Origin of the sequence: Microbacterium invictum (genome assembly GCF_034421375.1) — a bacterium.
Classification (GTDB): domain Bacteria; phylum Actinomycetota; class Actinomycetes; order Actinomycetales; family Microbacteriaceae; genus Microbacterium; species Microbacterium invictum_A.
Map to the genome: position 1 here is coordinate 1,731,296 of NZ_CP139779.1, position 25,747 is coordinate 1,757,042.

Annotated in this window: 27 protein-coding genes; 13 read left to right on the top strand and 14 right to left on the bottom strand. The window is 67.6% G+C overall.

The window, feature by feature from the left end; translation table 11 throughout:
• The 4 genes from trmD to treZ all read left to right on the top strand — a co-directional run bounded on the left by trmD (window position 1) and on the right by treZ (window position 7,149).
• Window positions 1–678: a tRNA (guanosine(37)-N1)-methyltransferase TrmD gene (trmD, locus tag T9R20_RS08365; protein ID WP_322412054.1), complete on the top strand. Its 678-nt coding sequence runs from the start codon at window positions 1–3 to the stop codon at window positions 676–678.
• A 107-nt stretch (window positions 679–785) separates the two neighbouring features.
• Window positions 786–2,990 (top strand): glycogen debranching protein GlgX, encoded by a 2,205-nt coding sequence (gene glgX, locus T9R20_RS08370; protein ID WP_322412143.1) that lies wholly within the window; start codon window positions 786–788, stop codon window positions 2,988–2,990.
• Entirely contained in the window at window positions 2,987–5,425 is a 2,439-nt protein-coding gene (gene treY, locus T9R20_RS08375) for a malto-oligosyltrehalose synthase (protein WP_322412055.1), read from the top strand. Before glgX ends, treY begins: the two co-directional genes overlap by 4 nt.
• Entirely contained in the window at window positions 5,422–7,149 is a 1,728-nt protein-coding gene (treZ, locus tag T9R20_RS08380; RefSeq protein WP_322412056.1) for a malto-oligosyltrehalose trehalohydrolase, read from the top strand. The genes treY and treZ overlap by 4 nt, the downstream gene beginning before the upstream one ends.
• Window positions 7,150–7,155: 6 nt before the next feature.
• Here the strand turns inward: treZ and map are convergent, their stop codons facing one another.
• The gene (gene map, locus T9R20_RS08385) at window positions 7,156–7,938 is read right to left on the bottom strand and encodes a type I methionyl aminopeptidase (RefSeq protein WP_322412057.1); all 783 of its coding nucleotides are present in this window, start codon (window positions 7,936–7,938) and stop codon (window positions 7,156–7,158) included.
• Window positions 7,939–8,046: 108 nt separating this feature from the next.
• Between map and T9R20_RS08390 the strand changes: the two genes are divergently transcribed.
• The 9 genes from T9R20_RS08390 (at window position 8,047) to T9R20_RS08430 (ending at window position 14,190) form a co-directional block, all read left to right on the top strand.
• Complete coding sequence (locus T9R20_RS08390) at window positions 8,047–8,535, top strand: MFS transporter permease (protein WP_322412058.1); 489 nt, start codon at window positions 8,047–8,049, stop codon at window positions 8,533–8,535.
• 174 nt (window positions 8,536–8,709) lie between these two features.
• Window positions 8,710–9,057 (top strand): 50S ribosomal protein L19, encoded by a 348-nt coding sequence (gene rplS, locus T9R20_RS08395; protein ID WP_322412059.1) that lies wholly within the window; start codon window positions 8,710–8,712, stop codon window positions 9,055–9,057.
• A gap of 151 nt (window positions 9,058–9,208) precedes the next feature.
• Window positions 9,209–9,970, top strand: a complete 762-nt coding sequence (lepB, locus tag T9R20_RS08400) for a signal peptidase I (protein ID WP_322412060.1) — start codon at window positions 9,209–9,211, stop codon at window positions 9,968–9,970.
• Between the two features lie 10 nt (window positions 9,971–9,980).
• The gene (locus T9R20_RS08405) at window positions 9,981–10,640 is read left to right on the top strand and encodes a ribonuclease HII (protein WP_322412061.1); all 660 of its coding nucleotides are present in this window, start codon (window positions 9,981–9,983) and stop codon (window positions 10,638–10,640) included.
• Between the two features lie 60 nt (window positions 10,641–10,700).
• On the top strand, window positions 10,701–11,024 hold the full coding sequence (locus T9R20_RS08410; RefSeq protein WP_322412062.1) for a DUF2469 family protein: 324 nt from the start codon (window positions 10,701–10,703) through the stop codon (window positions 11,022–11,024).
• A 102-nt stretch (window positions 11,025–11,126) separates the two neighbouring features.
• A complete protein-coding gene (locus T9R20_RS08415; RefSeq protein ID WP_322412063.1) occupies window positions 11,127–11,489 on the top strand; it encodes a YraN family protein in 363 nt (120 codons plus the stop codon).
• Window positions 11,486–13,012 (top strand): YifB family Mg chelatase-like AAA ATPase, encoded by a 1,527-nt coding sequence (locus T9R20_RS08420; RefSeq protein ID WP_322412064.1) that lies wholly within the window; start codon window positions 11,486–11,488, stop codon window positions 13,010–13,012. The genes T9R20_RS08415 and T9R20_RS08420 overlap by 4 nt, the downstream gene beginning before the upstream one ends.
• On the top strand, window positions 13,009–13,764 hold the full coding sequence (locus tag T9R20_RS08425) for a DNA-processing protein DprA (RefSeq protein ID WP_322412065.1): 756 nt from the start codon (window positions 13,009–13,011) through the stop codon (window positions 13,762–13,764). The genes T9R20_RS08420 and T9R20_RS08425 overlap by 4 nt, the downstream gene beginning before the upstream one ends.
• 141 nt (window positions 13,765–13,905) lie before the next feature.
• Window positions 13,906–14,190, top strand: a complete 285-nt coding sequence (locus T9R20_RS08430; RefSeq protein ID WP_322412066.1) for a hypothetical protein — start codon at window positions 13,906–13,908, stop codon at window positions 14,188–14,190.
• Here T9R20_RS08430 and T9R20_RS08435 read toward each other — a convergent pair.
• From T9R20_RS08435 to T9R20_RS08495, 13 genes are all read right to left on the bottom strand, one after another.
• The gene (locus T9R20_RS08435) at window positions 14,187–14,507 is read right to left on the bottom strand and encodes a hypothetical protein (RefSeq protein WP_322412067.1); all 321 of its coding nucleotides are present in this window, start codon (window positions 14,505–14,507) and stop codon (window positions 14,187–14,189) included. The genes T9R20_RS08430 and T9R20_RS08435 overlap by 4 nt on opposite strands.
• Window positions 14,504–15,343 (bottom strand): hypothetical protein, encoded by an 840-nt coding sequence (locus T9R20_RS08440; protein ID WP_322412068.1) that lies wholly within the window; start codon window positions 15,341–15,343, stop codon window positions 14,504–14,506. Before T9R20_RS08440 ends, T9R20_RS08435 begins: the two co-directional genes overlap by 4 nt.
• 3 nt (window positions 15,344–15,346) lie before the next feature.
• Entirely contained in the window at window positions 15,347–15,547 is a 201-nt protein-coding gene (locus T9R20_RS08445) for a hypothetical protein (protein WP_322412069.1), read from the bottom strand.
• An 11-nt stretch (window positions 15,548–15,558) separates the two neighbouring features.
• Window positions 15,559–17,937, bottom strand: a complete 2,379-nt coding sequence (locus T9R20_RS08450; protein ID WP_322412070.1) for a hypothetical protein — start codon at window positions 17,935–17,937, stop codon at window positions 15,559–15,561.
• Entirely contained in the window at window positions 17,927–18,292 is a 366-nt protein-coding gene (locus T9R20_RS08455) for a hypothetical protein (protein ID WP_322412071.1), read from the bottom strand. The genes T9R20_RS08450 and T9R20_RS08455 overlap by 11 nt, the downstream gene beginning before the upstream one ends.
• A 1-nt stretch (window position 18,293) precedes the next feature.
• Window positions 18,294–19,484 carry a hypothetical protein gene (locus T9R20_RS08460; protein ID WP_322412072.1) on the bottom strand — a complete coding sequence of 397 codons (1,191 nt, stop codon included), beginning with the start codon at window positions 19,482–19,484 and terminating at the stop codon, window positions 18,294–18,296.
• 1 nt (window position 19,485) lies between these two features.
• Window positions 19,486–19,989 (bottom strand): hypothetical protein, encoded by a 504-nt coding sequence (locus tag T9R20_RS08465; protein WP_322412073.1) that lies wholly within the window; start codon window positions 19,987–19,989, stop codon window positions 19,486–19,488.
• 2 nt (window positions 19,990–19,991) lie between these two features.
• A complete protein-coding gene (locus T9R20_RS08470) occupies window positions 19,992–20,396 on the bottom strand; it encodes a hypothetical protein (RefSeq protein WP_322412074.1) in 405 nt (134 codons plus the stop codon).
• Between the two features lie 3 nt (window positions 20,397–20,399).
• Entirely contained in the window at window positions 20,400–20,798 is a 399-nt protein-coding gene (locus tag T9R20_RS08475; protein WP_322412075.1) for a hypothetical protein, read from the bottom strand.
• Window positions 20,788–21,162 carry a hypothetical protein gene (locus T9R20_RS08480; RefSeq protein WP_322412076.1) on the bottom strand — a complete coding sequence of 125 codons (375 nt, stop codon included), beginning with the start codon at window positions 21,160–21,162 and terminating at the stop codon, window positions 20,788–20,790. The genes T9R20_RS08475 and T9R20_RS08480 overlap by 11 nt, the downstream gene beginning before the upstream one ends.
• An 18-nt stretch (window positions 21,163–21,180) precedes the next feature.
• A complete protein-coding gene (locus tag T9R20_RS08485) occupies window positions 21,181–22,884 on the bottom strand; it encodes a hypothetical protein (RefSeq protein WP_322412077.1) in 1,704 nt (567 codons plus the stop codon).
• The gene (locus T9R20_RS08490; protein ID WP_322412078.1) at window positions 22,881–23,915 is read right to left on the bottom strand and encodes a hypothetical protein; all 1,035 of its coding nucleotides are present in this window, start codon (window positions 23,913–23,915) and stop codon (window positions 22,881–22,883) included. The genes T9R20_RS08485 and T9R20_RS08490 overlap by 4 nt, the downstream gene beginning before the upstream one ends.
• Window positions 23,916–24,101: 186 nt before the next feature.
• Window positions 24,102–25,649, bottom strand: a complete 1,548-nt coding sequence (locus T9R20_RS08495) for a hypothetical protein (RefSeq protein ID WP_322412079.1) — start codon at window positions 25,647–25,649, stop codon at window positions 24,102–24,104.
• Window positions 25,650–25,747: the final 98 nt, after the last annotated feature.

Consider the following 25,747-nt stretch of genomic DNA (forward strand, 5'->3'; position numbering starts at 1 on the left):
GTGCGCGTCGACATCGTCTCGATCTTCCCGGCCTTCTTCGACGTCCTCGACGTCTCGCTGATCGGCAAGGCCCGAGATCGCGGCCTGCTGGACATCCGCGTCCACGATCTGCGCGCGTGGACGCACGACAGGCACCGAACCGTCGACGACACCCCCTACGGCGGGGGCGCGGGCATGGTCATGAAGCCCGAACCGTGGGGGGAGGCGCTCGATGAGATCCTCACCCCCGACGCGCTGCTCATCGTCCCGTCGCCCGCGGGGGAGCGCTTCGCGCAGCCGCTCGCCCGCGCTCTCGCCGACGAGGCGCACCTCGTCTTCGCCTGCGGACGCTACGAGGGCATCGACCAACGCGTCGTCGATCACTTCGCTGCGACGCATAGGGTGCGATCGATCAGCCTCGGCGACTACGTCCTCAACGGCGGGGAGGTCGCCGCGATGGCGATGGTGGAGGCGGTCTCGCGCCTCGTGCCCGGCGTCGTCGGCAACCCCGAGTCCCTCGTCGAGGAGTCGCACGAGTCCGGCCTCCTGGAGTACCCGAGCTACACCAAGCCCGCCACCTGGCGCGGACACGAGGTGCCGCCGGTTCTCCTGAGCGGCAATCACGGTGAGATCGCGCGCTGGCGGCGCGAGCAGAGTGTCGCCCGCACCCGGATGCACCGGCCCGACCTGCTCGACTGAGCATCCGGCGTCAAGTGGCACCGGCGTGTCATCCGGCCTCGATATGCTCGGGACCTTCGTAACCGATCGTGCGGCGTGCGCACGATCACGAAAGGAAACGGATGACGCTGCAGGCTTGGCCGGGGTCGGCATACCCCCTCGGCGCCACCTTCGACGGGAACGGCACGAACTTCGCTGTCTTCAGCGAGGGTGCGGAACGCGTCGAGCTCTGTCTCTTCGACGACGACGGCGCCGAGACCAGGGTGGAGCTGCGCGACGTCGACGCCTTCGTGTGGCACGTCTACCTTCCCAACGTCGGACCGGGGCAGCGCTACGGGTACCGCGTGCACGGGCCGTACGACCCGGCGAACGGCCAGCGGTTCAATCCGAGCAAGCTCCTGCTGGACCCGTATGCCAAGGCCGTCGACGGCGAGATCACCTGGGGCCAGTCGGTGTTCTCGTACACCTTCGGCGATCCCGACTCGTTCAACGACGAGGACTCCGCCGACGCGATGATGAAGGGAGTCGTGGTCAACCCGTTCTTCGACTGGACCGGTGACCGTCAGCCCAAGACCCCGTATGCGGAGACGCTCATCTACGAGGCGCACGTCAAGGGCCTCACGAAGCTCAACGAGCTGATCCCCGAAGAGCTGCGCGGGAGCTACAGCGGCATCGCGCACCCGGCGGTCATCGACCATCTGCTCAAGCTGGGGGTCACCGCGATCGAGCTCATGCCTGTGCACCAGTTCGTCAATGACTCCACCCTCCAGGACAAGGGGTTGGCGAACTACTGGGGCTACAACACCATCGCCTTCCTCGCTCCGCAGAACACCTATGCCTCCACCGGTCAGCGCGGCCAGCAGGTGCAGGAGTTCAAGGGCATGGTCCGCGCCCTCCACACGGCGGGTATCGAAGTCATCCTCGACGTCGTCTACAACCACACCGCCGAGGGCAACCACATGGGCCCGACGCTCTCGATGCGCGGCATCGACAACGAGGCGTACTACCGCCTCGAGCAGGACGACAAGCGCTACTACACCGATTACACCGGCACCGGGAACAGCCTGAACGTCGGAAACCCGCACGCCCTGCAGCTGATCATGGATTCGCTGCGCTACTGGGTGCTCGACATGCACGTGGACGGCTTCCGGTTCGATCTGGCCTCGACCCTCGCGCGGGAGTTCTACGACGTCGATCGCCTCGCCACCTTCTTCGAGCTCGTGCAGCAGGATCCGGTGGTCTCGCAGGTCAAGCTCATCGCCGAGCCGTGGGACGTCGGACCCGGCGGATACCAGGTCGGCAACTTCCCGCCGCAGTGGACGGAGTGGAACGGCAAGTACCGCGACACCGTCCGCGACTTCTGGCGCGGCGAGCCGCAGGCGCTCGGCGAGTTCGCCTCGCGCCTGACCGGCTCGGCCGATCTGTACGAGCACTCGGGGCGTCGCCCGGTGGCATCGATCAACTTCGTCACCGCGCACGACGGCTTCACCCTGCGCGATCTGGTGTCGTACAACGAGAAGCACAACGACGCCAACGGCGAGGACAACAACGACGGCGAATCGCACAACCGCTCGTACAACCACGGGGTCGAGGGACCCACCGACGACCCCGAGGTCCTCACGCTCCGCGCCCGCCAGCAGCGTAACTTCATCGCCACCCTGATGCTCAGCCAGGGCGTGCCGATGCTGCTGCACGGGGACGAGCTCGGTCGCACCCAGCAGGGGAACAACAACGGCTACGCCCAGGACAACGAGCTGACCTGGATGCACTGGGATGCGGTCGATCAGCCTCTGCTCGAGTTCACCGCAGCGCTGGCGCGCCTGCGGCGCGACCACCCGACGTTCCGCCGGAGCCGGTTCTTCAACGGCCGCCCGGTGCGCCGCGAGCAGGGCGCGCGGATCCCCGACATCGTGTGGCTGCGCCCCGACGGCTCGGAGATGCAGCCGGAGGACTGGGACTCCGGATTCGGTCGCGCCATCGGCGTGTTCCTCAACGGCAACGGCATCCGCGAGCGCGATCGCCGCGGCGAGCCGATCTCGGACAAGCACTTCATCATCCTGTTCAACGCCGGGGACGAAGAGGTGGACTTCCACCTGCCCGCGGTGGAGTTCAGCCCGAAGTGGGACACGGTGGTCGACACCGCGGGTCGCCGCGCCGACTCCGCCCCCCTGGAGCCGGGGGAGTCGGTGCCGCTGGCGGCGAAGTCGCTGATGGTGCTGTGCGAGCACGAGGTCCCCGAGCCCGAGGTCGATCATTCGGTGGCGGCGTCGCTGGTGCTCCTCGCCGACTCCGAGGTGCCGCAGATGCCGCCGAAGGCCGAGGCCAGTCGGTGAGTTCCACCGCGCTCCCCGACGCGGCAGGGGACCGACGGCACCCCGCATCGACCTACCGCCTTCAGATCCGCAGATCGTTCGACCTCGACCATGCCGCAGCGGTGACCGACTACCTGCGCGATCTCGGGGTGTCGTGGGCCTACCTCTCCCCGCTCCTCGCTGCGACGTCGGGGTCGGACCACGGGTACGACGTCGTCGATGTCACGCGCGTCGACCCCGAGCGAGGCGGTCCCGAGGCGCTGGCGCGATTCGCGGCGGCGGCCCGGCAGGCGGGCCTCGGCATCCTCGTCGACATCGTCCCCAACCACATGGGCATCTCGTCGCCGGCGGAGAACGCATGGTGGTGGGATGTCCTCCTGCGAGGCCGGGGCTCCGCCCATGCGGCAGCGTTCGACATCGACTGGGACTTCGGCGGCGGCCGCGTGCTCGTCCCGATCCTCGGCGACGATGAGGAGGCCGTCGTCACCGCGGGCGAGATCACCGTGTCGCCCGAGACGGACGATCCTTCCCTCTTCCCCTTCGGCGCGCTGCGCTACTTCGAGCACGCGTTCCCCCTCGCCGAAGGATCGGCGCCGGACGCGGAGACGTCCGATCCGGCCGTCGTGCGCGCGGTGCTCTCCCGACAGCACTACCGGCTGGCGTTCTGGCGTACCGAGGCCGACGACCTGAACTACCGCCGCTTCTTCGCCGTCACGACCCTGGCCGGTGTCCGCGTCGAGCTGCCGCAGATCTTCGAGGCAACGCACGCCGAGATCCTCCGCTGGCTGCGCGAGGGCCTCGCCGATGGCCTGCGCGTGGATCATCCGGATGGCCTGCTCGACCCGGGCGGATACCTCGACCGGCTGGCCGAGGCCGCCCGGGAAGCCCGCGGCGCGCCGACGCACGTCCTCGTGGAGAAGATCCTCGAGCATGGCGAGGACCTCCCCGCCTGGTGGCGCACCGCCGGCACGACCGGATACGACGCGATGGGCGAGATCGACCGGCTGTTCGTCGATCCGGCCGGCGAAGATGCGCTCGACCGGCTCGACGCGCGACTGCGCGACGAGACCGGGGTGCCCGGGGGCAGCTGGTCCGACCTCATCCACACCACGAAGCGGATGATCGGGGACACCATCCAGCGCGCCGAGATCGCACGGCTCGTGCGGTGCCTGCCCGCACCGGTCGACCACGCCGCGGATGCCTTCGCCGAGCTCCTCGCCTGCTTCCCGGTCTACCGGTCCTACCTCCCGGCCGGCGAGGAGCAGCTCACCCGGGCGACCGAGGACGCCGCACGGCGCCGCCCCGATCTGGGCCCCAGCCTCGATGCGCTGAGGACGATCCTGCGCGACCCCTCCCTCGAGGTCTCCCGCCGGTTCCAGCAGACGACGGGACCGGTGATGGCCAAAGGCGTCGAAGACACCGCCTTCTACCGCTACACCCGTCTCGGCTCCCTCACCGAGGTGGGTGGCGATCCCGCGGTCTTCTCGATGACGTCGGCGCAGTTCCATCTCGCTCAGCAGCGGCGCCTCGCGGCGTGGCCGCACGCGATGACCGCGCTGTCGACGCACGACACCAAGCGCGGCGAGGACGTCCGTGCGCGCCTGAACGTGCTCGCCGAGATCCCCGAACGCTGGGCCGAGGTGCTGGATGGTCTCCGCGCGGTGGCGACCACCGGCCACGGGCCGTTCGACGCCCTGCTCTGGCAGGCGGTGATCGGGGCCTGGCCCGCCACCCCCGATCGTCTGCACGCCTACGCAGAGAAAGCCGCCCGCGAGGCGGCCGAGGCCACCGGGTGGTGGGATCCGGACGAGGGCTTCGAGAAGAGGATGCACGCGCTGGTCGACGCGGCGTTCGCGGACGCCCGGCCGCTGATCGACGAGTTCGTCGCCGAGATATCGACCTACGGATGGATCAACTCCCTCGGGGCGAAGCTCGTACAGCTCACGGCGCCGGGGGCACCTGACGTCTATCAGGGATCGGAGCTCTGGGAGACGTCGCTCGTCGACCCCGACAACCGTCGCCCCGTGGACTTCGCGCTGCGGAGGCGGATGCTGATGGACCTCGACGACGCGGTCGCGCGCGGGGACCTGCCGCCCGTGGACGCATCGGGCCGGGCGAAGCTGCTGATCACCTCGCGGGCGCTGCGCCTCCGGCGCGATCGACCCGATCTGTTTACCGTCCATCGCCCGACGGCCGTGGTGGGCGAGGCGTCGGAGCACGCCGTCGCCTTCCATCGCGGCGCGGCGACGACCGTGGCCACGCGATTCCCGGTCGGACTCACCCGGCGTGGCGGCTGGGGCGGGACCGCGGTGATGCTTCCCGCAGGCCCGGTCGTGGACGCGCTGACGGGCCGTCGGTTCGAGGGCGGCGAGACCGAGCTGTCGCTGATTCTGCAGTTGTATCCGGTGGCGCTCCTCGTCGAGGCCGACCGGCTCGAGGAAGGACAGAGCCGATGATCGAACTGTGGGCACCGCGGGCCTCCCGCGTCCGGCTGCGGCACGCCGGGGGAGACCTCGAGATGCAGGCGACAGCCGAGGGATGGTGGCAGGGAGAGATCGCGCTGGCAGACGGTGATCGGTACGGCTTCGTGCTCGACGACGGCGACGCCGTGCGTCCCGACCCGCGCTCGCGCCGGCAGCCGCGCGGCGTCCACGAGCCCTCATCGTGGTTCGACCCGGGAGCGCACGAGTGGAGCGACCAGTCCTGGACGGGCCGGCAGCTGGCCGGGGGGATCGTGTACGAGCTCCACGTCGGGACCTTCACCCCCGAGGGCACGCTCGATACGGCCGCGTCGCGGCTCGACCATCTCGTCGACCTGGGTGTGACCCACGTGGAGCTCCTCCCCGTCAACGGCTTCAACGGCATCTGGAACTGGGGTTACGACGGCGTGCTGTGGTACACCGTCCACGAGGCCTACGGCGGGCCGGCGGCGTATCAGCGATTCGTCGACGCCTGCCATGGTCGCGGGCTCGCCGTCATCCAGGACGTCGTGTACAACCACCTGGGTCCGAGCGGGAACTATCTGCCCGAGTACGGCCCGTACCTCCGCGACGCCGAGCGCAACACCTGGGGTTCGTCCGTGAACCTCGATGAGCCCGCGGTCCGCTCGTTCATCGTGGAGAACGCGCTGATGTGGATGCGGGACTACCACGTCGACGGCCTGCGTCTGGATGCCGTCCACGCGCTGCTAGACCGCACCGATCGGCACATCCTGCAGGAGATCTCCGAGGAGACCGATCGGCTGAGCGCACACGTCGGTCGCCCGCTGACCCTCATCGCCGAGTCGGATATGAACGACGCCATGCTCATCTCCGCCCGCGAGGCGGGCGGATATGGCCTGACCGCGCAGTGGAGCGACGACTACCACCACGCCCTCCACGTCGCCCTCACGGGCGAGACCGTCGGCTACTACGCCGATTTCGCACCCCTGTCGGCCCTGGTGAAAGCCGCGACCCGGGGGTTCTTCCACGACGGCACCTGGTCGTCGTTCCGCGAGCGCGAGCACGGTCACCCCATCGACCCCCGCATCCCGACCTGGCGACTGGTGACGTACAGCCAGGATCACGACCAGATCGGGAATCGCGCCGCCGGGGATCGGCTGTCCCAGTCGCTGGACGAGGGCGGGCTGCGCATCGGCGCGGTGCTCACCCTCCTCGCGCCGTTCACTCCCATGCTCTTCATGGGGGAGGAGTGGGCGGCGAGCACCCCGTGGCAGTTCTTCACGTCGCATCCCGAGCCGGAGCTGGCCAAGGCGACTGCGGACGGACGCCTGGCGGAGTTCGCAGCGATGGGATGGGACGAATCGCTCGTACCCGACCCGCAGGACCCGGCCACCTTCGAGCGGTCGCATCTGGACTGGTCGGAGGCATGGGACGAGGAGGCCGACCCGCGTCACGGTCGTACGCTCGCGCTCTACCGGCGGCTCGCGCGGCTGCGCCGGGAACTCCCCGATCTCACCGACCCCGCCTTCACCGCGCTCTCGGCCGAAGCCGACGAGACGGCGCGCACCTTCGTGCTGCACCGCGGTGCCGTCGACATCCTGGTGAACTTCGGCACCGATCCTGCGACGCTTCCGATCCAGGAAGGCTCCCGGTTGGTTCTGGCCACGGATGACGCGGCGAGGGTCGAGTCCGCCAGGATCATCCTTCCGGGGCGGAGCGCGGCCGTCACGACCCGCTGAGCGAAATCAGTCCACGCCGAGGAAGCTGCGATCGGTCAGAACGATCGGACCGTCCTCGGTGATGGCGACGGTGTGCTCGGAGTGCGCGCCGCGCGACCCGTCGGCGCTGCGGAGAGTCCAGCCGTCGGGATCGGTGACCAGCTGGTCGGTGGTGGCCAGGAACCACGGTTCGAGGGCGAGGACGAGGCCCGCGCGAAGCGGGTAGCCGCGGCCCGCCTTGCCGTCGTTGGGCACGTGCGGGTCGCCGTGCATCGTGCGTCCGACGCCGTGACCGCCGAAATCGGTGTTGATGACGTAGCCCTCCGCGCGGGCGACCGCGGCGACCGCGGCGGAGATGTCGCCGATGCGGCTGCCGGTCTGCGCGGCGTCGATCGCGGCGCTCAACGCACGCTGCGTCGTGTCGATCAACGCCAGATCCTCGTCGCGCGCCGAGCCCACGACGAAGGAGACCGCGGAGTCCGCCACCCAGCCGTCCACGGCGGCCGCGAAGTCCAGCGACACGAGGTCGCCGTCGCGAAGGGTGTAGTCGAAGGGGAGGCCGTGCAGGACCGCGTCGTTGATCGACGTGCACAGGACCTTGCCGAACGGCGAGGCGCCGAAGGACGGGTGGTAGTCGATGTAGCACGACTCCGCCCCGGCCCGGCGGATCAGCTCGTGCGCCCGTCGATCGAGCGCCAGGAGGTTCGTCCCGACTGCCGCCTCGTCCCGGAGGGTCGTAAGGACCTCCGCCACGAATCGGCCGGCAGGCCTCATCGCCTCGATCTCGGCAGGGGTGCGCAACTCGATCATCCGTTTCCTTCCGTCATGATCCATTCTCCTGGAGAGGCGACTGTGAGATGGCCCTCCGGTGCCTGGGACACCCTCCCCGACCCGCCACGACGGGCGTAGCATCGGCGTATGCTCCTGCGACGCGCCGTCTACCGGTGGCTCTTCCCGGCGGCTTTCGTCCTGCCGATCTGGCTTCTCGTGGGCTGGGGTGTCTTCAGCGGTGGGGGATGGGCCTTCCTCTGGGTGCTGCTCCTGGGCATCCCGTCGGTCTTCCTCGGACAGGTCGTCCTCACCCTGCTGGTCCGCGCGCGGGGGACCGTCCGCGCCGAGCGCGCCGTGTCGTGGCTCGACGTGGGCGGGTTCGCCGTGCTGCACGCGCTGACCGTGTCGCTCGGCTTCTTCGGCGCGTGGTGGTGGGGTGCAGCGTTCGGACTCACGATCGTCGCCGCCTTGGCCCTGTTCTGGACGCAGCTGTGGCAGCTCTGGCGCGAGGCGAAGCCGTCCGGGCTGGCGGGTTTCCGTGCCACGGCATCGGGCTATCTCGGCGGAGGAAACCCGGGCCCGCGGACGCAGCCGGCCGGGGTCGTCGTGATCGAGGAGCGCAGCAAGTCACGGTGACCGTCTCGCCGGGGTTTTTGCCGGCGTCGAGATCCGTGGCAGAATAGCTGTTTGTGCCCTGCACGGCTCTGCCTCAGGGGAGCACCCGTCCGCGTCATCTCGCGAACGGTTCGGGCACACCATCCCGTCATCGTGACGCGGTCGACCTGTGGCGGCCGCAGGAAGAGATCCCTCATGCAGATCCTCGACACCGTCGACGCAGCATCGCTGCGCTCCGACATCCCCGACTTCGGCCCCGGTGACACCGTCAAGGTGCACGTCAACATCACCGAGGGCAACCGCTCCCGCATCCAGATCTTCCAGGGCGTCGTCATCGGCCGTTCGGGTGACGGAATCCGCGAGACCTTCACTGTTCGCAAGATCAGCTTCCAGGTCGGCGTGGAGCGCACCTTCCCGGTGCACAGCCCGGTGATCGACCACATCGAGGTCGTCACCCGCGGTGACGTCCGCCGCGCCAAGCTCTACTACCTGCGTGCCCTCCGCGGCAAGAAGGCCAAGATCAAGGAGAAGCGCGACAGCTGAGCGCGCTAAGCCGCCGAACGCCCCGGTCATCGCCGGGGCGTTCGTCTTTCGCGGGCAATTCTCCGCGAGGAGAGTCCGACGACGGCGCGCGAGTGTGTCACCCTGGTAGGACGCCGCACCGACCGGGGCGGAAGGCCCCGAGAAGGATCCGATGACCACCGAGCAGCACGCGACGGCCGACAGCTTCCCCTCCCGGAGGTCGCAGCCCGAGGGTCGCAAGCGCGGCTGGGGCACCTTCCTCCGGGACGTCCTGATCATCGTGCTGATCGCGCTGGTGGTCTCCTTCCTGGTCAAGACCTTCGTCGTCCGTTCCTTCTACATCCCGTCGGGATCGATGGAGAGCACCCTCAACGTCAACGACCGGATCCTCGTCGACGAGCTCACGCCGCGCTTCGGGGGCTACGACCGCGGCGACATCGTCGTCTTCCGCGATCCGGGCGGATGGCTCCCACCCTCCGAGACGCCGAGCCGCGGGCCGTTCGTGGACGGCGTCGAGTGGGTGCTGTCTCTCATCGGGCTCGCCGCGCCGGACAGCGACGACCACCTCGTGAAGCGGATCATCGGGCTCCCCGGCGATCACGTCGTCTGCTGCAACACGCTCGGCCAGATCACGATCAATGACGTCCCCATCGACGAGATGGACTATCTCAAGCTGCCGGGCGGCGTCAGTCGTGCTTCGGCCGAGGACTTCGATGTCACCGTGCCCGAGGACAGGCTCTGGGTGCTCGGAGACAACCGCAACAGCTCCCGCGACTCCCGCTTCAACCAGGACCAGCCGGGCGAGGGCTTCGTGCCGATCGAGAACGTCGTCGGGCGCGCCTTCCTCACGACGTGGCCGCTGTCGCGGTTCGGACTGCTGGACTTCCATCACGAGGTCTTCGCGGGGGTCCCGGAGCCTGCGGATCAGCCGTGAGGAGCCGGCCATGACCGTGATCGAGCCGCGCCTCACGCTCGAGCGGCGATTGCTGCGGGAGCATCCGGTCGTCATCGCCTGCGATGAGGTCGGACGCGGCGCCCTCGCGGGTCCGGTGGCCGTCGGCGCGGTCGCGGTGGACGCGCCCCGATCGCGCAAGCGGGTGCCGCTGGGGCTTCGCGATTCCAAGCTGGTGCCCGAGCACCATCGACCGGCGGTCGCCGCCCGCGCAGCGTCGTGGGTCGCCGCCAGCGCCGTCGGATGGGCTTCGGCAGACGAGGTCGACGAAATCGGCATCATGCGCGCGCTCGGACTCGCCACGATCCGTGCCCTGGCCGACCTGCGCGCCCACGACGTGGACGCCTCGGAGGCGATCGTGATCCTCGACGGCAATTACGACTACATCACGCCGGCGGGTGCGAAGGATCTCCGCGTGCGGCCGGTGATCAAGGCCGATCGCGACTGCGCCAGCGCCGCGGCGGCATCGGTCATCGCGAAGGTCGCGCGCGACACGCTGATGACGGGGTTGCACGATGAGTCGCCCGCGTATCAGTGGTCGCGCAACAAGGGATACGCCAGCCCGGAGCATCGGGCGGCGATCCGTTCGCACGGTCTGAGCCGGCACCACCGGTCGTCCTGGTCGATCGCGGACGCACCGACGCTCTTCTGAGGGCCGGTGGCGATCAGCCGGAGCGTGAACGCGGCGCGGGCGATCTAGAGTGGACTCACCATGGACGACGAGGTATTCGAAGACTACGACCGCGAGCTGGAGCTGGCGCTGTACCGCGAGTACCGCGACGTCGTCGGTCAATTCGCCTACGTGATCGAGACGGAGCGACGGTTCTACCTCGCCAACGAGGTCAATGTGGTGCGTCGCGACACCGAGCACGACTTCTACTTCGAGCTCACGATGAACGACGTCTGGGTGTGGGACATCTATCGCGCCGATCGCTTCGTCAAGGCGGTGCGGGTGCTGACGTTCAAGGACGTCAACGTCGAGGAGCTCACCCGGCGCGATTTCCAGCTGCCCGAGGAACTCTCGCTCGACAGCTGACGCCGCGTCGTTCTCTCCTGCACAGCGGGCCTCGCGTAGGTTCTGTGCACGGATGCCACGATGCGGCCGCCGCGCGGCGGGGGGACCCGCCACGATCGCCTCATGGCAGTGAAGGATGACGTCGGCAGGGCCGGCGAGGAGCGCGCGGCGGCGTATCTTCAGGAGCGAGGATGGCGGATCGTCGCCCGGAACTGGCGATGCGCCGCGGGTGAGATCGATGTCGTGGCCGAGGACGGGGGAGACCTCGTCATCGTCGAGGTCAAGACCCGCCGCGGCGAAGGCTTCGGCCACCCCCTCGAAGCGGTGGACGCGCGCAAACGCCTGCGTCTGTGGCGCCTGGGTATGGCGTGGATCGCCGCGCACCCCGACCACGCGCAGGGGCGGCAGCTGAGGCTCGACGCCGTGTCGGTGCTCGGACCCGACCCTCGCACGGCGACGATCGAGCACCTGCGGGATCTGCGATGACCGTCGTCCGCACCCGGGCGGTCGCCCTGACGGGATTGGACGGAGCCCTCGTCGAGGTCGAGGCCGATCTGTCTCAGCAGACTCCGGACTTCCGGATCATCGGCCTGCCGGACAAGTCGCTCGGAGAGGCCGTCCAGCGGGTGCACAACGCCTGCGCGAACAACGGACTGACGCTGCCTCGTCGGAAGCTCACCGTCAACCTGTCGCCTGCGAGCCTGCCGAAGAACGGCTCGGGGTTCGACGTCGCCATCGCGGTCGCGGCCATCGGTACCGAGCTGCCGCTCGGACGCGAATCCCTGGACGCCACGGTCCACATCGGCGAGCTCGGACTCGACGGAAGGCTCCGCCCCGTGCCGGGGGTGCTTCCCGCGGTGCTCGCAGCCGCGCGGAAGGGTATCCGCCGCGCGGTGGTGCCCCACGCCAATCGCGAGGAGGCGGAGCTTGTGACCGGCATAGATGTTCTCGGCGCCGTCAACCTCGCCGAGGTGGTGGCCTTCCACGGCGGTGCGGTCGCCGTTCCCGAGCAGGCCGCGGTGACGGCGGAGCGGCCGGGGGAGGAGACGGCGGACGACCTCGAACTGGCGGACGTCGTGGGACAGCGAGAAGCGGTCGAGGCTCTCATCGTCGCCGCCGCGGGTGGACATCACCTTCTCATGAGCGGTCCCCCGGGAGCCGGGAAGACCATGCTCGCGCGCCGGCTCCCCGGAATCCTCCCGCCCCTGGACGAGGAGGCAGCGCTCCTCGCGGCCTCGGTGCGGTCGCTCGCCGGAGAGGCCGTCTCGGTGCTTCGTCGGACGCCGCCGTTCGAAGCCCCTCACCACAGTGCGAGCGTCGCTGCGCTCGTCGGCGGAGGATCGCGGGTCATCCGGCCGGGTGCGATCGCCCGGGCGGCGACCGGGATCCTGTTCCTCGACGAGGCCGGGGAGTTCCCCGCCCACGCCCTGGATGCGCTCCGACAGCCGCTGGAGAGCGGCCGGATCACGATCCACCGTGCCGGCGCGGTGGCGGACTTCCCCGCACGCTTCCAGCTCGTGGCGGCGACCAATCCCTGCCCGTGCGGACAGTACGCGGTGCCGGGAGGAGCGTGCGTCTGCCCGCCGATCGCCATTCGGCGGTATCTCGGTCGCCTGTCCGGTCCGCTCCTGGACCGGATCGACATCGAACTGTCCTTGCGTCGCGTCTCGGTGGCGCCCGGTCTCGGCGATTCCGGGGGCACCACGACCGCGGTCGCGCACGCCCAGGTGCGGGAAGCGCGGGCGCGCGCGGCCCACCGCCTCCGCGACACCCCCTGGCGCACCAATGCCGACGTGTCGGGCGCCTGGCTCCGGCAGGGGCCCACCGCACCCCCGCCGATCACCCGTCGGCCATTGGATGCTGCGCTCCACCGCGGTGCGCTGACGCTGCGCGGTTATGATCGCGTCCTCCGCGTGGCCTGGTCGCTGGCCGACCTCGGCGGTCGCCCGCAACTGAGTGTCGAAGACATCGGTCGTGCCCTGTTCTTGAAGAAGGGTGTGGCCGCATGAGGGCGATACCGGTTTCCTCCGCCGTCGCGCGGGCTGAGCTCCACGGCGTCCGGTGCGCCGACCTCTCCGATGGCGACGCCGTCCAGACGTGGGCGCGGGTCGCGTGGAGTCTGCTCACCGAGCCCGGTGACGGGGCCGCGGGGTGCCTCATCGAGGAGGTCGGGGCCGCCCCTGCACTGGAGATCGCGGTCGGGGGATATCCCGCGCCCGCGCCGCTCGCCGCCGACGTCGACCGCGGCAGGCAGCGGTGGATGCCGCGGTGGCGGCCGGACGGCGTCGCAGAGGCGTGTGCCGCCGCCGCCCGCGCCGAGGTGCAGCTGATCCTCCCCGGCGATGCGTCCTGGCCGACGGCTCTCGACGACCTCGGACCGCATCGCCCCGTGTGCCTCTGGGTGCGCGGCGACGCAGCGCTGCTGCGACCGGCCGCCGGTGCGGTGGCACTTGTCGGTGCACGGGCGGCGACGTCCTACGGCGAGCACGTCGCCGCAGACCTCGCCGCCGAGCTCGCCGGCGCGGGGGTGAGCGTCGTCTCGGGCGCCGCGTACGGCATCGACGGAGCGGTCCATCGAGCGGCACTCGCCGTCGGCGGTCTCACCCTGGCCTTCCTCGCCGGAGGCGCCGACCGCGCCTACCCGGCCGGTCACACCGCCCTGATCGATCGGATCGCGGCGTCGGGCGCGGTCATCAGCGAGACGCCGTGCGGAGCGGCCCCGACGAAATTCCGCTTCCTCCAGAGATTTGTCAAGTTATGACTGTGCATGATCTGCCTGAGCCACTGACCTGTCCTCGATGCGGAACGGTCCTGAGCGACGGCGACCCTCGTGGTTGGTGGTGCCGGTTGTGCGATGAGATCCACTCCGAGAGCCAGTTGGCGGAAAGCTAGGGTCACTCCTATGCAGATGGATTTCTGGGGCGCGGTCGTGCCCAACTACGTCGCCGCCGTGGGCGGGCTTTCTGCCACGGTGCTTGCGGTGGTGTCCTTGGTCTGGACCATGCGCACGGCCCGCGCTGAAGCGAAGACGCGCGACGCCACCCTGGAGCTGGTGCGGTTCCTGGAAGAGAGAGCGGCGACCGATGACGGTCAGAAGCTCGTCGTGCATGACGGGATGGTGACCACCCTGGAGACCGTGCGTCGCAAGCTCGGCGTCTTTGACGACACCTTCTCGGACAGGTTCTAGACGCCGCTGCGCCCGTCGTGGTCCTCGGGTGGGAGCTTCTTGGCCAGCTCGATGTTCTCGCGGGTGAGCCGGTCGTTCTCCGCACGGAGTTCAGACAGGGTGCCGTTGGTCTGGCGCTCCACCTTCTCCAGCTTCTCGTTGGCCTTGCCCAGCCCGTAGAAGGTGGCAGCGGCAACGGTCACCAGCCCGAGCACCTGGACCAGAAGCGCGGTGAAGGTGGCAGTGGCGTCTGGGCGGAGAAGAAGAATCAGGGCCGTCCCGATGATGCCCAGCGCCGCCAGGGTCGAGAAGGTGACGAACATTACGGTGCGGTTCACGATGCCTGCTTCCATTCGGTGCCGGTGTAGCTCGATACCTCGCCGGTCACCCAGGCGGTGCCAGACCAGACCAGGACCTCGCAGGGACGCCACTCGGTGCCGTTCCATACGTAGGCCCCGGAGAGGGTGCGAGCGTTGACTGTGGAGGACCACGGAGACCATCCACGGGTGTTGTGCGACCGGGCACGAACGTAGTGGATCGTGCCGGGGCGGAGCTTCACGGCGGGGGAGACGCCAGAGGGGTTGGAGTAGCCGTTGGGGTTGCCGTTGGGCGGGGTGTCGTTCCAGACGACGTTGGTGAAGCCAGAGTCGGTTGCCCACTGCACATGGTCGTAGTCGATGCCTGCGCCTCGGTTGTCGCCTCGGGTGTAGCGGACGCCGAAGCTGGAGGGGCGGATCGTGGACAGATCGACGTAGACCGTGTGCGGGGCGGCAGGGGTCTTCGGAATGCGGGGAGCATCCACCCAGGCGTCCCCAGAGCCACCGTCACCGACGTTTCCGTGGTTGGTGTCGATGTAGGCGTTCGACGGGAAGCCTGGGCGGTAGCCCTCGGAGTCGTGCCCGTGCCAGGTGGACCCAGCGCCGACGACGCGCGTGGCGGTGGTGGCTTCGTTCTGATTCAGGGTGAACGTGCCGTTGTAGTTCACGCCGCCGATGGATGCGCTCCAGTACTGCGTGGACCCTGACCATGCGAAGCCGTCAGAGCCGCGCTGGAGCACCACACGCCAGTCGAAGCGCGAGGTGTTGGCATCCCAGTCCTGGACGCCGGAGTACCACACGTCGATGCCGACGCGGTAGTCGGCACCGCCGTTGAGCTGTCCTTCTGAGTAGGCCATGGGTCATACCTGCTTGATCCAGACATCACCGACGTTGGGGGACGCGGGCGCGGTAGGGGAGACGGTGATCTTCTTGGGGTTGTTCAGCATGATCTGGCCCACCATGTCGCGCGTCTGGTTCTCGATGGTGTCGATGGTGTTGGCCTGGACCGTGCCCGATACCAGGGGCAGGCCAGCTGCTGCTGCGGTGTCTCCAATGGCCATGATGCATTTCCTTACGTGAGGGAGTCGATGGTGCCGGGCAGGGCGTCGATGGTGCCCGACAAGAGGTCGATGGCTCCAGGCGGGGTCTCCTGGAGGTTTGCGGATTCGATCTGCTGAATGCCGTCAGTGAGCTGCCAGCGGACGCTGGAGAGCTGCCCGATCTGCGCGTACGTTCCCGGCAGGTTGATGGCCACTTCCTGACCGGGCGTGATCGTGTAGTCCATGCCGGTCGTGACGGCCTGTGTGCGTCCACGGGTCTGGAGGGTGCGCAGGCGCGCTGCTGCGAGCCCTGGGCCGGGGTAGGGCCGCTTCAGCTCCAGGAGGTCCACATAGGGGCCTGTGCCCGCCGTGTCGTCCTTGGTCTGCTCGTCGCCGTTGAAGTCGCGCCAGGTGTACCGGACGATGACCCCGGTGGCGTACAGGCCGGAGTTGGTGGCGATGGTGTCGGTGCCGTTGATGGTGTTAGACGGCTGCGCGACGAAGCGACCGGGCAGCGCGAACTCTGCGGGGTCGATGAGCCACCAGCGGCGCTGCTCGTCGCAGAAGAGACGGAAGCCCGCGGAGCCAACGATGGGTACTAGGAAGTCCCATGCCGTTTCAGCCGGGTCCCACGTCAACAGCTCGGGCGCACGGTCGATCAGGGCCACGCGGCGAGACGTAGACACATCGGCGGTGCCGGTCCACTCGTACAGGTATTCCGACGTATCTGGTTTGGAGCCCCAGAAGTATGCGGTGTTGTCCACGCCGGGGCGGGGGTCATGCTCGACCAACTGGAACTTGCCCCAGGTGATCGTGCCCCCGGTGCCGCCGTGATAGAAGCGGATGAACGCCTCCGTTGCCCCTACCGGCACCGTGAATGTCACACTCACGCGAGTACCCTGGGTCCCGTTGTTCGGGCCGGACTGAACCACGTTGGGGACCTGGGCGGAATGCCAGACCTGATAAGCGCCCGTGCCTACCCGAGCGTGGATGACGATGGCGCGCGCCCGTCCATGCAGTCCAGGCTTTACGGCGTCCGGCTCGGCGGGTGCCTCACCAGTGATCGCCATACGGACGGAGCCTTCCGCGCTGACGGTATAGGTCTTCCCCGCCTGGAGTCCTTCCGCCATCGTCCCCGTAGCGCCGTTGAGACCGATGAAGCTGTCAGCGCTAGTCGGCGTGTGGAGGTGTACCCCGTAGTGCTCGACGCCGTCTACCGGGTTGGGGAAGTCGTTGTCCACCATCGTCTGGATACGTTCCTGGCTGTAACCACCGCCAGGGGTGCGCGTGAAGCGCGGGTCCTTGAAGAGATTGGTGGCGTCGGTGTAGGTCGTCACGTTAGCGTCGAGCGTTCCGGGCTGGAGAGCTGCGCCGGAGATCACCTTGTTCAGGACGAAATTGCACACCGCGCGCAGGCTCGACTGGTGGGCGAAGGCTCCGATGTCCTGCGTGGTCTGTGCGTAGTTCTGGAGAATAGATTCGTCGGTGGCGGCTTCGACGGTGATCTCTCGCCCGTCGTGGCTGACCTCTCGGCTGGTGATGGCCAGATCGAAGGTGCGCGTGTCGGAGGGATTCCACACGGGAACAGGCGACAGGGCCTCACGTGTCTGCAGGATCGAGGTGGAGGCGTCGGCGGTGCCCGTCCACTCGTAGCGGGTCAGTGTGGCGTCGGTGGTTGCCCCGGAGAAGTAGGCCCCGCCCGGTGCCAGCTCGATGATGATGGCCGTCACATCCATGGTCGCGCCCACGGCACCCTGTCCCGAGGGAAGGGTGATGCTCACGCCGCTGCTGCTGGTCGTGGCGGCGGTGAAGGTGGTGCCGCTGATGTCGATGGTGTTCACGCCTGCGGCAACGTCGAACGTGCCCAGCGTGGTCTGGCCGGTCGAAAGATTGTCGGTGGCCCGAGCGAATAGGGTGAGGCCGGTGAGGGCCACAGAGGCGCGCAGGACCATCTGCACGCGGATCTGCTCCCCGGCGCTGGGCATAATTGTGCCGACGCGGAAGGACAGTCGTGCTGCACCCGTGGCGCTGCGGGTCCAGCGAAGGGCGGTGTTGTGGGGCGCGCCCGTCATGTCGGTGCGCGTACTCAGCGTGCCGTTGGCGGTGCCCCAGTGCACGGAGCTGTTGGTGGTCCCGCGAGGGGTCCGGAAAAGGTTCGTGCGCTGCGTGACCCAGGGGGTATAGCCACCGGGTTGCATACTCCATGTGCCCTGCGAGCTGGCGGAGATCTGGAGGCGCTGACCTTCGTAGGGGTCGATGCCTTCGACCAGCTCAACGTCGGTGAGAGGAACGCTGACGCGGGCGAGACCGTACGGAGCTGCGTTGATGTTCAGCTCTGCCTCACCGTCCGAGACAGGGAGTTGGTCACCGCCGATGGTGGCGGAGGCGCGGGGGTTACGTTCAAAGGCCACTGGTGACCTCCTGGAATCCCACCTCGACGTACCACAGGCCCACCGTGGCGTCCTGGATGAGGCGTACGGACCCTTCCAGGGCGTAGGTCATCGACACCTCGGCCAGCTCAGAGGAGATGTAGGTGAAGGAGGCGGGCTGCTTGTGGAGCGCTACAGCGGCGTGTGCTGCTGCGCGGTTCTGGTACACCAGGCGGAGCGTCCCCGAGCGGGGGCGAGGAGGGACGTAGACCGTGCCCAGGGAGCCGTCCAGAAGGTCGTAGGTGACGTTGCGGGAGGCAAGCTCGGCGGAATAGTCGATGACGTTCAGCGGCTCCGTCATGCCGCCGCCGTTGTTGGCTGTGATCGTGTGGGCCATGTCACACCACCTGATTCACGCGGGCGTTGACACGTCCGGTCTTGGGGTTGGGCTCCCACCGACGCCAGGCGGAATCGTCCACGTTGACCTTGATGGTCGTGGTCTTGACGGTCGGTACGTTGCCGTCCAGATCGCCCTTGAAGTTGGAGATGTCCGTCGTCGCCTGGCCGGTCTCGGCGTCAATGAGGACCTTCTGGCCGGTCGGCAGGGTGTAGAGCCGGTTGCCGAACTCATCGACTTCTTCCGTGGCCGTGCCCGCGTCGCGGATGGCGTCCATGAGGAAGGCGGTGGTGGCGTCGTGGGCTGCGGTGGCGCGGGTGGCTGCGCTGTCCTCGGCGTCAGCCAGGTTGTAGAAGGTGTCCGTCAGCTCCGCGTACTTGGTCTCAACGCCGTCGATCTTGATCGACTGGTTTTCGAGCGAGTCTCCAGACTCCTTGATGGCGTCGATCTCTTCTTGGCGCTTGTCGTTGGTCTCATCGATGATCGAGTTCACGGCGGTCTGGTCACCGGCCATGGCGCGGATCACGTCCGAGACATCGACGTTCAGGTCCTTCGAGATCTGAAGGGCTTGGTTGTACTTGTCCACGTCGCCCGTGATCTGCCCGATGCCCTTCTGGATGAAGTCGGCAGACAGGTAGCGGTTGCCGCTTTCGAGCATGTCGTCGTACATGGAGGCGGTGATCTCCTCCATCTCTTCGGCATCCTGACGCCAGCGCTCCAGGAGCATTCCGAGACCGGCAGCGGCGGCGATACCAGCGACAGCACCGGCAGGGCCAAAGCCTGCAAAGGCGTTTGCGGCCAGCTCCTGGAAGGCGTCCCCGATGTCCTCGGCGGACCCGGTGAAGGATGCAGCGGCCTCCTTGGCGGTGGACTCGGCTTCGGTGCCGATCTCCTTGGCTCCGTCAGCGGCTCGCTCGAAGCCCTTCTTGGCGTCGTCGCCTGCGTCCTTCGCTGCCCAGCCCAGCTTGTCGAGACTCTTCCGGGTGGTGTCGAGTTCGTCGTCCAGCTCCTCGGTGGCGTCCTGTGCGCGCTCGATCTGGCGTTCCAGGTCACGACCGGCATCGGTCTCGCCCAGCTTCTCGAAGGCCTCGTGAGCGTCCTCGACGGGATCGATCAGACCGTTCTGGATGCTCTTCTCCACGCCACCCGTATCGACGGCGATGGGAATCTCGATGGCTCCACTGCGTGCCATGTCAGACCCCCTTCTCGATCTGCCCGTGAATAGTGCGTCGTGCCGTCTGGACCCACAGCGATGCAAAGCGTGGGATGGAGTCGCGGGCGGCGGGGTAGGCCACTCGACCGTTGCGGTACTGGGGACCGAAGGCAGGACCCAGACGGCGGGTGTACTGCTTGCCCTTGCGGCTGCGGACCCGGATGACCTTGCCTGCGCCGCCACCGAACTCCAGGGCTCCGGTGATGCGGTCGGCAGAGCGGCCACCCTTAAAGGTGAGACCACCAGCTCGGAGCGTGACGTTCCGGCTGCTCACCCCGACGCTGGCCGTCGAGACCAGGCCCTCCTGCTGCATCTTCGTCAGCGCTCGGCCTGCGGTCTCCTGCTTCCAGATCGGGTTGGCTGCGCTCTTGGTGGCAGCGTTGATCTGCTTGCGGGTCTCCGGACCAACAGCCCGGAGAGAACGCGCCAGCGTCTGGAGTGGGCTGTCGATCAGGAGCGAGATGGAACCTGCGCCCCTGGCCATGATCAGCTCGCGGCAAAGGTCGGCTGACCGACGATCTGGAGAGTGACGGAAGCCTCGTGCACGGTGTTGTTGCCGCCACCGACCTGGGCTGCTTCGCAGATGGCGGTGAAGGTCACGACCTTGCCACCGGCTGCAGGGGTGTACTTGAAGACCTTGGAGGTGCCGTGCCACGCGATGAGCTGCTGAGACAGCGAGTTCGTGGTGGCCCAGTCCTGCTTGAAGGTGATCTGTGCAGCCCACATGGCGGAGCCGACGAAGGAGACGACACCGCCGCCGATGTCGGTCACCTGAGCCTTCGGGGTGTTCGGCACGAGAGCGCACGATGTCACCGAAGTGGTGTACTCGTCCGTTCCGATTTCGAGCTTGCCGGTAGTACCGAAGTACGCGGCGTTGGCGATGAGTGGCATGGCTTACTCCTGGATGGTGAGGGTCGTGATGGCCACGACGGTGAGGGCGTAGAAGGATTCCCCAGCTCCTGTGCGTCCGCGCTCGGCGGTGGTCCACAGGAGCTGGGGGTGGGTGTCCAGGACCTCGATGAGGTGGGGCAATTCGGCGTTGAGCTTGGGCAGCGTCTTGGCGGCATCGGTGCCGGGGACCGACAGTCCCAGAAGGAACTCGACGCCTAGCGCGTGGCGCGGCATCGTCTGGCCATCGACGGAGGTGGTGACGTTGCCCTGGCTGTACGTCAAGATGGTTCGGCTCGGCGTGCCGTTGAACTTCTCGGCGTCCAGCACCTGCCACTGCTCGGGCACGTTCTCGGTCAGGTAGGTGGCCAGATCCTGGCTGACGGTGGCGAACTCAAAAGACATTGGGGACACCGCCTGTCGGACGGATGATCTGACGAACGGTCTTGTCGAGAGGGCGCGGCGTGAAGCTGAAGCCCTCGGTGCCGACGTTGCCGTTCTCGTCAGCGCGGCCTGCGTTCCACAGGCGCTGTGCCTGGAGGAGCTGGGCGTACACCAGCCGGTCAGCGGGCTTGGTGAAGTCGGGCTTGTCTGCCGGGTAGGTAGTGATCACGTCGAAGGCGGTGACGGGGGCGTAGGCAACGATCTGTTCCCGAGCCGTGCTGAGGATCAGCCCGCACGTCTCTTCGTTGTCCACTGGCGCGTCAGGCCACGCCGCGAGGAGACGGTCTGTCTCCCCGGACGTGGTGACGGAGTACCAGTTGGTCATTGCCTTCGCCCCCGGCGCTCAGACAGTGCCGACCAGGATGGTGGCCTCAGGGCGAACCACGAAGGTCTCCAGGAAGCCGACCGTGGCCCGGTCAACGCCGAACTTGGCGACGTTGAGAGCGTCGATCTGGATGGGCGTGGTGCCCAGCTCACGGAATTCGATGGCGTTCTTGGAGCCAGCGAAGACCTGGGGAGCGGTGGCCGACAGGCCGGCGAAGACCGACTGAGGAGCCTTGCGCACCTGGACCTTGCCGTTCTCGACGTTGGCCTGTCCGGTGCCTGCGGTGACGCCCAGCGAGACGAACTCCGGCAGGAGGTCCTTGGGCGTGAACAGAAGCTGCTGCCACAGGACCGGGTTGACGATGGCCCATGCCGGGTCGTCGTCGGCGTCGGAGATGGCCTCGATGGCCTGGATGAGCATGACGATGCCCGCCGCGTACTGCGAGTTGGCCGGGATGCCAGCGGGCAGGGTCTGCGGTGCGACACGACGCGAGAGCGCCGCGCCCGTGTCACGGGAAGCGACACGGAACATGGTGGCCAGGGCCTCCATGTCGGTGACCTTGGCGTAGCTGTTGGCCACGCCCTTCCAGAAGGACTCCATGACCTCGGCACCACCGGAGAGGTACTGCCACTCAGCGGCCACGTCAGCGGCGTAGCCGAAGCTGTCACGGGTGGACTCACGGCGGGCAGTGGTGGCGGAGCCGGTGGGAAGCTCGACCTTCTCACCCGTGCGCTTCTGGACCAGAGCGTCGGTGCCCTCCAGGCGGAAGCCCGCGCGGCCACCCAGGTCGATAGGACCGAACGTGTGGTTGTTCAGGGGCAGGTACTTGCGCACGTACTCCTTGCCCTGCCACAGCTTGCCCACCCAGTTGGGCTGAATGACGCCCGCGACAGGCAGAGCGCCAGCGCCGGTCGTCTTGATGTCAGCGAGAGCGAAGAGGGCCTTCTCGTTGTCCTCGACCTGGACGCCCGCCTTGACAGCGGCCATGGTCGAGAAGACAGCGTTGAGGTCCACGTCCTCGGTCTTCGCGGAAGTCGTGGCGGGAACCACGAGAGGTGCGGGGGTCTGGCCCGCGGCGGATGCGGTCATGGTCTCCTCCTCGGAGTCCTTTGGGGTTTCCTCGTCCGCGGGCGCGGAGTCGGTGGTCTCGGTGACGACGACGGTCGTGACGGTCTCGGTGCCGTCCTCGATGGCGGTGGTGGTGCTGTCCTCGACGCGCTGCCACGTCACGCCGTTCTCGTCGGTGAAGCGGTGCTCGTCGTGGCTGGTGATGGTCTCGCCGGGTGCCAGCGAGAAGAGGGCAGCGGACTCGAATGCGCCTTCGGTGCAGACCGCTGCGCCCGTCAGGCGGGAGCGGACGGCATTGGCTCCGTTGCGGACCAGGGAGCCCAGCTCGGCGGAGAGCTTCCGCTTCGATGGGTTGGCGAGGTAGGCGTCGCCCTCGTCGGTGTTGAAGATGGAGAACTCTGCGACCACGCCCGCGTCGGTGACCTCCAGCGAGGTGGCTCGACCGATGGGGTTGAAGCGGTCGTGCTCATCGTTGAGGGTGACGGCTGAGGGGTCGCGGGGGAGTGTCACGGACTCGGCGGAGAACATCACCGGCTCGGTCTTCGACAGGCTCGGGCGGCTCAGCTCTCCGAAGGGCAGAAGCAGACCGCGCACGGTGCGGGTGTCCTCCACGCGGGAGAACAGCCCCACCTCGGTCGTGATGTCAGTGGTCATGTCTGGGGTCCTCCGTTGCCGGGTGCATCCCCGGCTTCTGCATCGATGGCCAGGGGAGCGGGGATAGCGAAGGCGGAAGCGTCGGCACGGACCTCTGCGCCCTCACCGACCACGGCGTCGGCAGAGAGCGCGGCGGCGATGGCGTAGGCGTACTCAGAGCTGCCGAAGGTCCACAGCTCGGAGGTCTCGCCGTTGGCGTTCTGGTACTGCACGTCGCCGCCCGTGCCGCCCTCCTTGGAGGCACCCACGAAGTGCAGCGGCACGCCCGTGTGCATGGCGAGGTCGATACGGACGGAGTTCTTGGCGGTCTCGAAGAGGTCGAGCTGACCGCTGGTGCCGCGCTCCTTCACCTCGATGTAGCTCGGCGTCACCGAGACAGAGGTCTTGTTGCGCCCCGCCTTGTAGTTCTCGATCAGCTCCAGCTGCTCGTCGCGGGTCATGCTGTCGTAGGCCTGATCAGTGACGTGCAGCTCCGTGGCGGCAGGGGGCGCATCCAGGCGGGACTGGCGGGCCAGCTCGATCTTCCGGGCCTGACGGATGGAGTCGATGCCATCGGTCATGACCCCGGCGTTTCCGAGCGGCACGACGACAGCGCGCATTCGCCACTGCGCAGGAATTTTTTCGTCAATGACGATGGACTGGGATTCGGTATCGACAGACCACATCGACCGGGGAATGGTGATCCAGTCGTAGACCAGGCCCTCGGTATCCAGCCAGCACCCGAGGACAGCGAAGCCTTCGAAGAACAGCTCTTCCACAAGCTGCTTCATGGCCAGCCAGCGAGACATGCCGGTGTACGCGGAGGAGCTGACCCAGAAGGGCTGGATCTCGGCGCGGAGAGCGGGGGACCCGACGACGTACTTTTCGAATCGGAGCTGAGTGATCAAAGACTGGTGAGCGCCCAGAGCGCGGCGCACCTCGGGCACACGGCGGGCAGTGGCGCGGTCGATCAGTTCGCCAGGGAGCTGACCGAAGTAGTCACCAACGATGGCCTGGGCGAGGTGGTCTCCGGAGTACGGAGAAGCCAGCATCGGAGTGCTGCCGCTACCCTGCGCCAGCCGGATGCCACCAGTCAGAAAGTCGAAAAGGCCCAACGCCCGATTCCCTCGATGATTCGAGTTAGTCGGAGGTCAGGCCTCTCACCGGCTTATGCCGGGACTTGTGCATATCTTAACAGACCGAACGGTCAGGTATTACCAGGTCAGTGCGGCGTTTCGTCAGCCGAAGGTGATGGCGTCACCGATGCTGCGTGGTGCCTTCTCCTGATCGAGCGCATAGGCGGCAAGCGCGACGGCCTCCAGCCCCACGATGTCGTAATCCTCTTTGCCCTTCGGTCCACCAAAGCCCCAGGCCCCGAACTGTCCGATGGCGCGCTTGGTGGCGATCTCGACGGCGTTGGTCAGCTCGGGCTGATCGTGGTGACGGAGACGATCTTGATTGATCAGGTTGGTGAAGTGCACTGCCGCCTTGCCGATGTCACGGGTCACCAGCACCCGCTCAGTGGGCTTAGGGCGTGACTCACGAAGCTGATTGATCTCGACGGCGGTGGCGTTGGAACCACCGTCCCAGGTGATGATCTTCTTCCACTTCCGACTCAGGGTCAGGACCTTCTTTCCGAAGCCTGTGACGCCCGCCTGATGATGAATGAGACCGACATGGACCCTCTTGTCCCTGCCGATCCATGCGACGCCCACAGCGGCGTAGGTGGCTGTGGGATTGACGACGGTAACGAAGGAGAAACGCGTGGGAGCGACACGGCCTGCGGCGTCGAGCGGCAGCGTGGAGGAGGTCCACTTGGGCATGCTGATGATGGACACGTTGGAGCCCTCGGCACCGAACAGACCGAAGTACTCACGAGTGAACTTCTTCACGCCCAGTCGCTTGAAGGAGTTGGCGATCCGGTCGAGCGTCGTCAGCCCATAGAGGCCGGGGTGCATCTGCTGGATCAACTCACCGGCATGCGCCAGCGGGTGCTCTTCGTCAGGCTCCCACGCCACCAGCTCCTCGGGGTCGATCTCGTCGGGAAGGGTGTAGCGGATCACCCCGGCCTCGGGATCGTTGAGCGTGTTCCAGAATTCAGACCCGCCACGATAGTCACCAGCGGTTCCGGCCAGGATGAGCTGGCCCTCGGGGCGCGTGTCGAAGGAGGGGATGACAGCGCCGATCACGTCTTCCCAGAGCGTCAGCGATGCCTCGCCGCTCTCATCCAGGAGGAGGGTGTCGTAGGCACCCGAACGCACCGCGTCACCCTCAGGGGACAGCACCGACAGCACGGAGCCGTTGGAGAACTCCACGCGCTCACCACCGTTGGACTTCACCAGCTTCACCGGGGCACCCTTGGCGAACGCTGCCCGCTCGGTGGAGTCTGGCCAACGCCGCGAGATCGGCCCGTACATGTCGAGCCGGTAGCGCTCTGCGGTCTTCTTCTGTGTTGTCAGGAGCGTGAATCCAGCCAGGTGCACCGGGCGCAGGTAGCACCGGCCTAGGAGCACGCAGAACAGCGAGGTGGTCTTGCTGGACCGGCGCGGCATGATCACGGCATTCATGAGCTTGCCTGCCGTGAGAGCGTCGGAGACCCGGAGCATCTGCGGCTGAATCGTGTCGAGAAGACCCAGGAGCCACGCACCCACCAGGAACTCTGCTCGGGACTGCTCCGTCGTCACCAGCTCGGACTGGACCAGCGGTGCGATTCCGTCATCACGAAGCGCCACCCAGGCGTCCTCTGCGAGGAGCGGGTGTTCTGCAACAGCTTCGGGAAGGTCCATGGCGTTCGTTCGTGTCGAGATCGGAGAGAGAGATGCGTGTAGAGCCGAAGGCGGGGGTTGTTGTGCCAGCTCTTAAAGAAGCTGACGATCTTTCAACT

What these genes read in the sequence shown, in the direction of transcription:
- treZ (WP_322412056.1), top strand. Translation starts at nt 5,422, where the DNA reads ATGATCGAACTGTGGGCACCGCGGGCCTCCCGCGTCCGGCTGCGGCAC.
- map (WP_322412057.1), bottom strand. Translation starts at nt 7,938, where the DNA reads ATGATCGAGTTGCGCACCCCTGCCGAGATCGAGGCGATGAGGCCTGCC.
- T9R20_RS08390 (WP_322412058.1), top strand. Translation starts at nt 8,047, where the DNA reads ATGCTCCTGCGACGCGCCGTCTACCGGTGGCTCTTCCCGGCGGCTTTC.
- rplS (WP_322412059.1), top strand. Translation starts at nt 8,710, where the DNA reads ATGCAGATCCTCGACACCGTCGACGCAGCATCGCTGCGCTCCGACATC.
- lepB (WP_322412060.1), top strand. Translation starts at nt 9,209, where the DNA reads ATGACCACCGAGCAGCACGCGACGGCCGACAGCTTCCCCTCCCGGAGG.
- T9R20_RS08405 (WP_322412061.1), top strand. Translation starts at nt 9,981, where the DNA reads ATGACCGTGATCGAGCCGCGCCTCACGCTCGAGCGGCGATTGCTGCGG.
- T9R20_RS08410 (WP_322412062.1), top strand. Translation starts at nt 10,701, where the DNA reads ATGGACGACGAGGTATTCGAAGACTACGACCGCGAGCTGGAGCTGGCG.
- T9R20_RS08415 (WP_322412063.1), top strand. Translation starts at nt 11,127, where the DNA reads ATGGCAGTGAAGGATGACGTCGGCAGGGCCGGCGAGGAGCGCGCGGCG.
- T9R20_RS08420 (WP_322412064.1), top strand. Translation starts at nt 11,486, where the DNA reads ATGACCGTCGTCCGCACCCGGGCGGTCGCCCTGACGGGATTGGACGGA.
- T9R20_RS08425 (WP_322412065.1), top strand. Translation starts at nt 13,009, where the DNA reads ATGAGGGCGATACCGGTTTCCTCCGCCGTCGCGCGGGCTGAGCTCCAC.
- T9R20_RS08430 (WP_322412066.1), top strand. Translation starts at nt 13,906, where the DNA reads ATGCAGATGGATTTCTGGGGCGCGGTCGTGCCCAACTACGTCGCCGCC.
- T9R20_RS08440 (WP_322412068.1), bottom strand. Translation starts at nt 15,343, where the DNA reads ATGGCCTACTCAGAAGGACAGCTCAACGGCGGTGCCGACTACCGCGTC.
- T9R20_RS08445 (WP_322412069.1), bottom strand. Translation starts at nt 15,547, where the DNA reads ATGGCCATTGGAGACACCGCAGCAGCAGCTGGCCTGCCCCTGGTATCG.
- T9R20_RS08455 (WP_322412071.1), bottom strand. Translation starts at nt 18,292, where the DNA reads ATGGCCCACACGATCACAGCCAACAACGGCGGCGGCATGACGGAGCCG.
- T9R20_RS08460 (WP_322412072.1), bottom strand. Translation starts at nt 19,484, where the DNA reads ATGGCACGCAGTGGAGCCATCGAGATTCCCATCGCCGTCGATACGGGT.
- T9R20_RS08465 (WP_322412073.1), bottom strand. Translation starts at nt 19,989, where the DNA reads ATGGCCAGGGGCGCAGGTTCCATCTCGCTCCTGATCGACAGCCCACTC.
- T9R20_RS08470 (WP_322412074.1), bottom strand. Translation starts at nt 20,396, where the DNA reads ATGCCACTCATCGCCAACGCCGCGTACTTCGGTACTACCGGCAAGCTC.
- T9R20_RS08475 (WP_322412075.1), bottom strand. Translation starts at nt 20,798, where the DNA reads ATGTCTTTTGAGTTCGCCACCGTCAGCCAGGATCTGGCCACCTACCTG.
- T9R20_RS08480 (WP_322412076.1), bottom strand. Translation starts at nt 21,162, where the DNA reads ATGACCAACTGGTACTCCGTCACCACGTCCGGGGAGACAGACCGTCTC.
- T9R20_RS08485 (WP_322412077.1), bottom strand. Translation starts at nt 22,884, where the DNA reads ATGACCACTGACATCACGACCGAGGTGGGGCTGTTCTCCCGCGTGGAG.
- T9R20_RS08490 (WP_322412078.1), bottom strand. Translation starts at nt 23,915, where the DNA reads ATGCTGGCTTCTCCGTACTCCGGAGACCACCTCGCCCAGGCCATCGTT.
- T9R20_RS08495 (WP_322412079.1), bottom strand. Translation starts at nt 25,649, where the DNA reads ATGGACCTTCCCGAAGCTGTTGCAGAACACCCGCTCCTCGCAGAGGAC.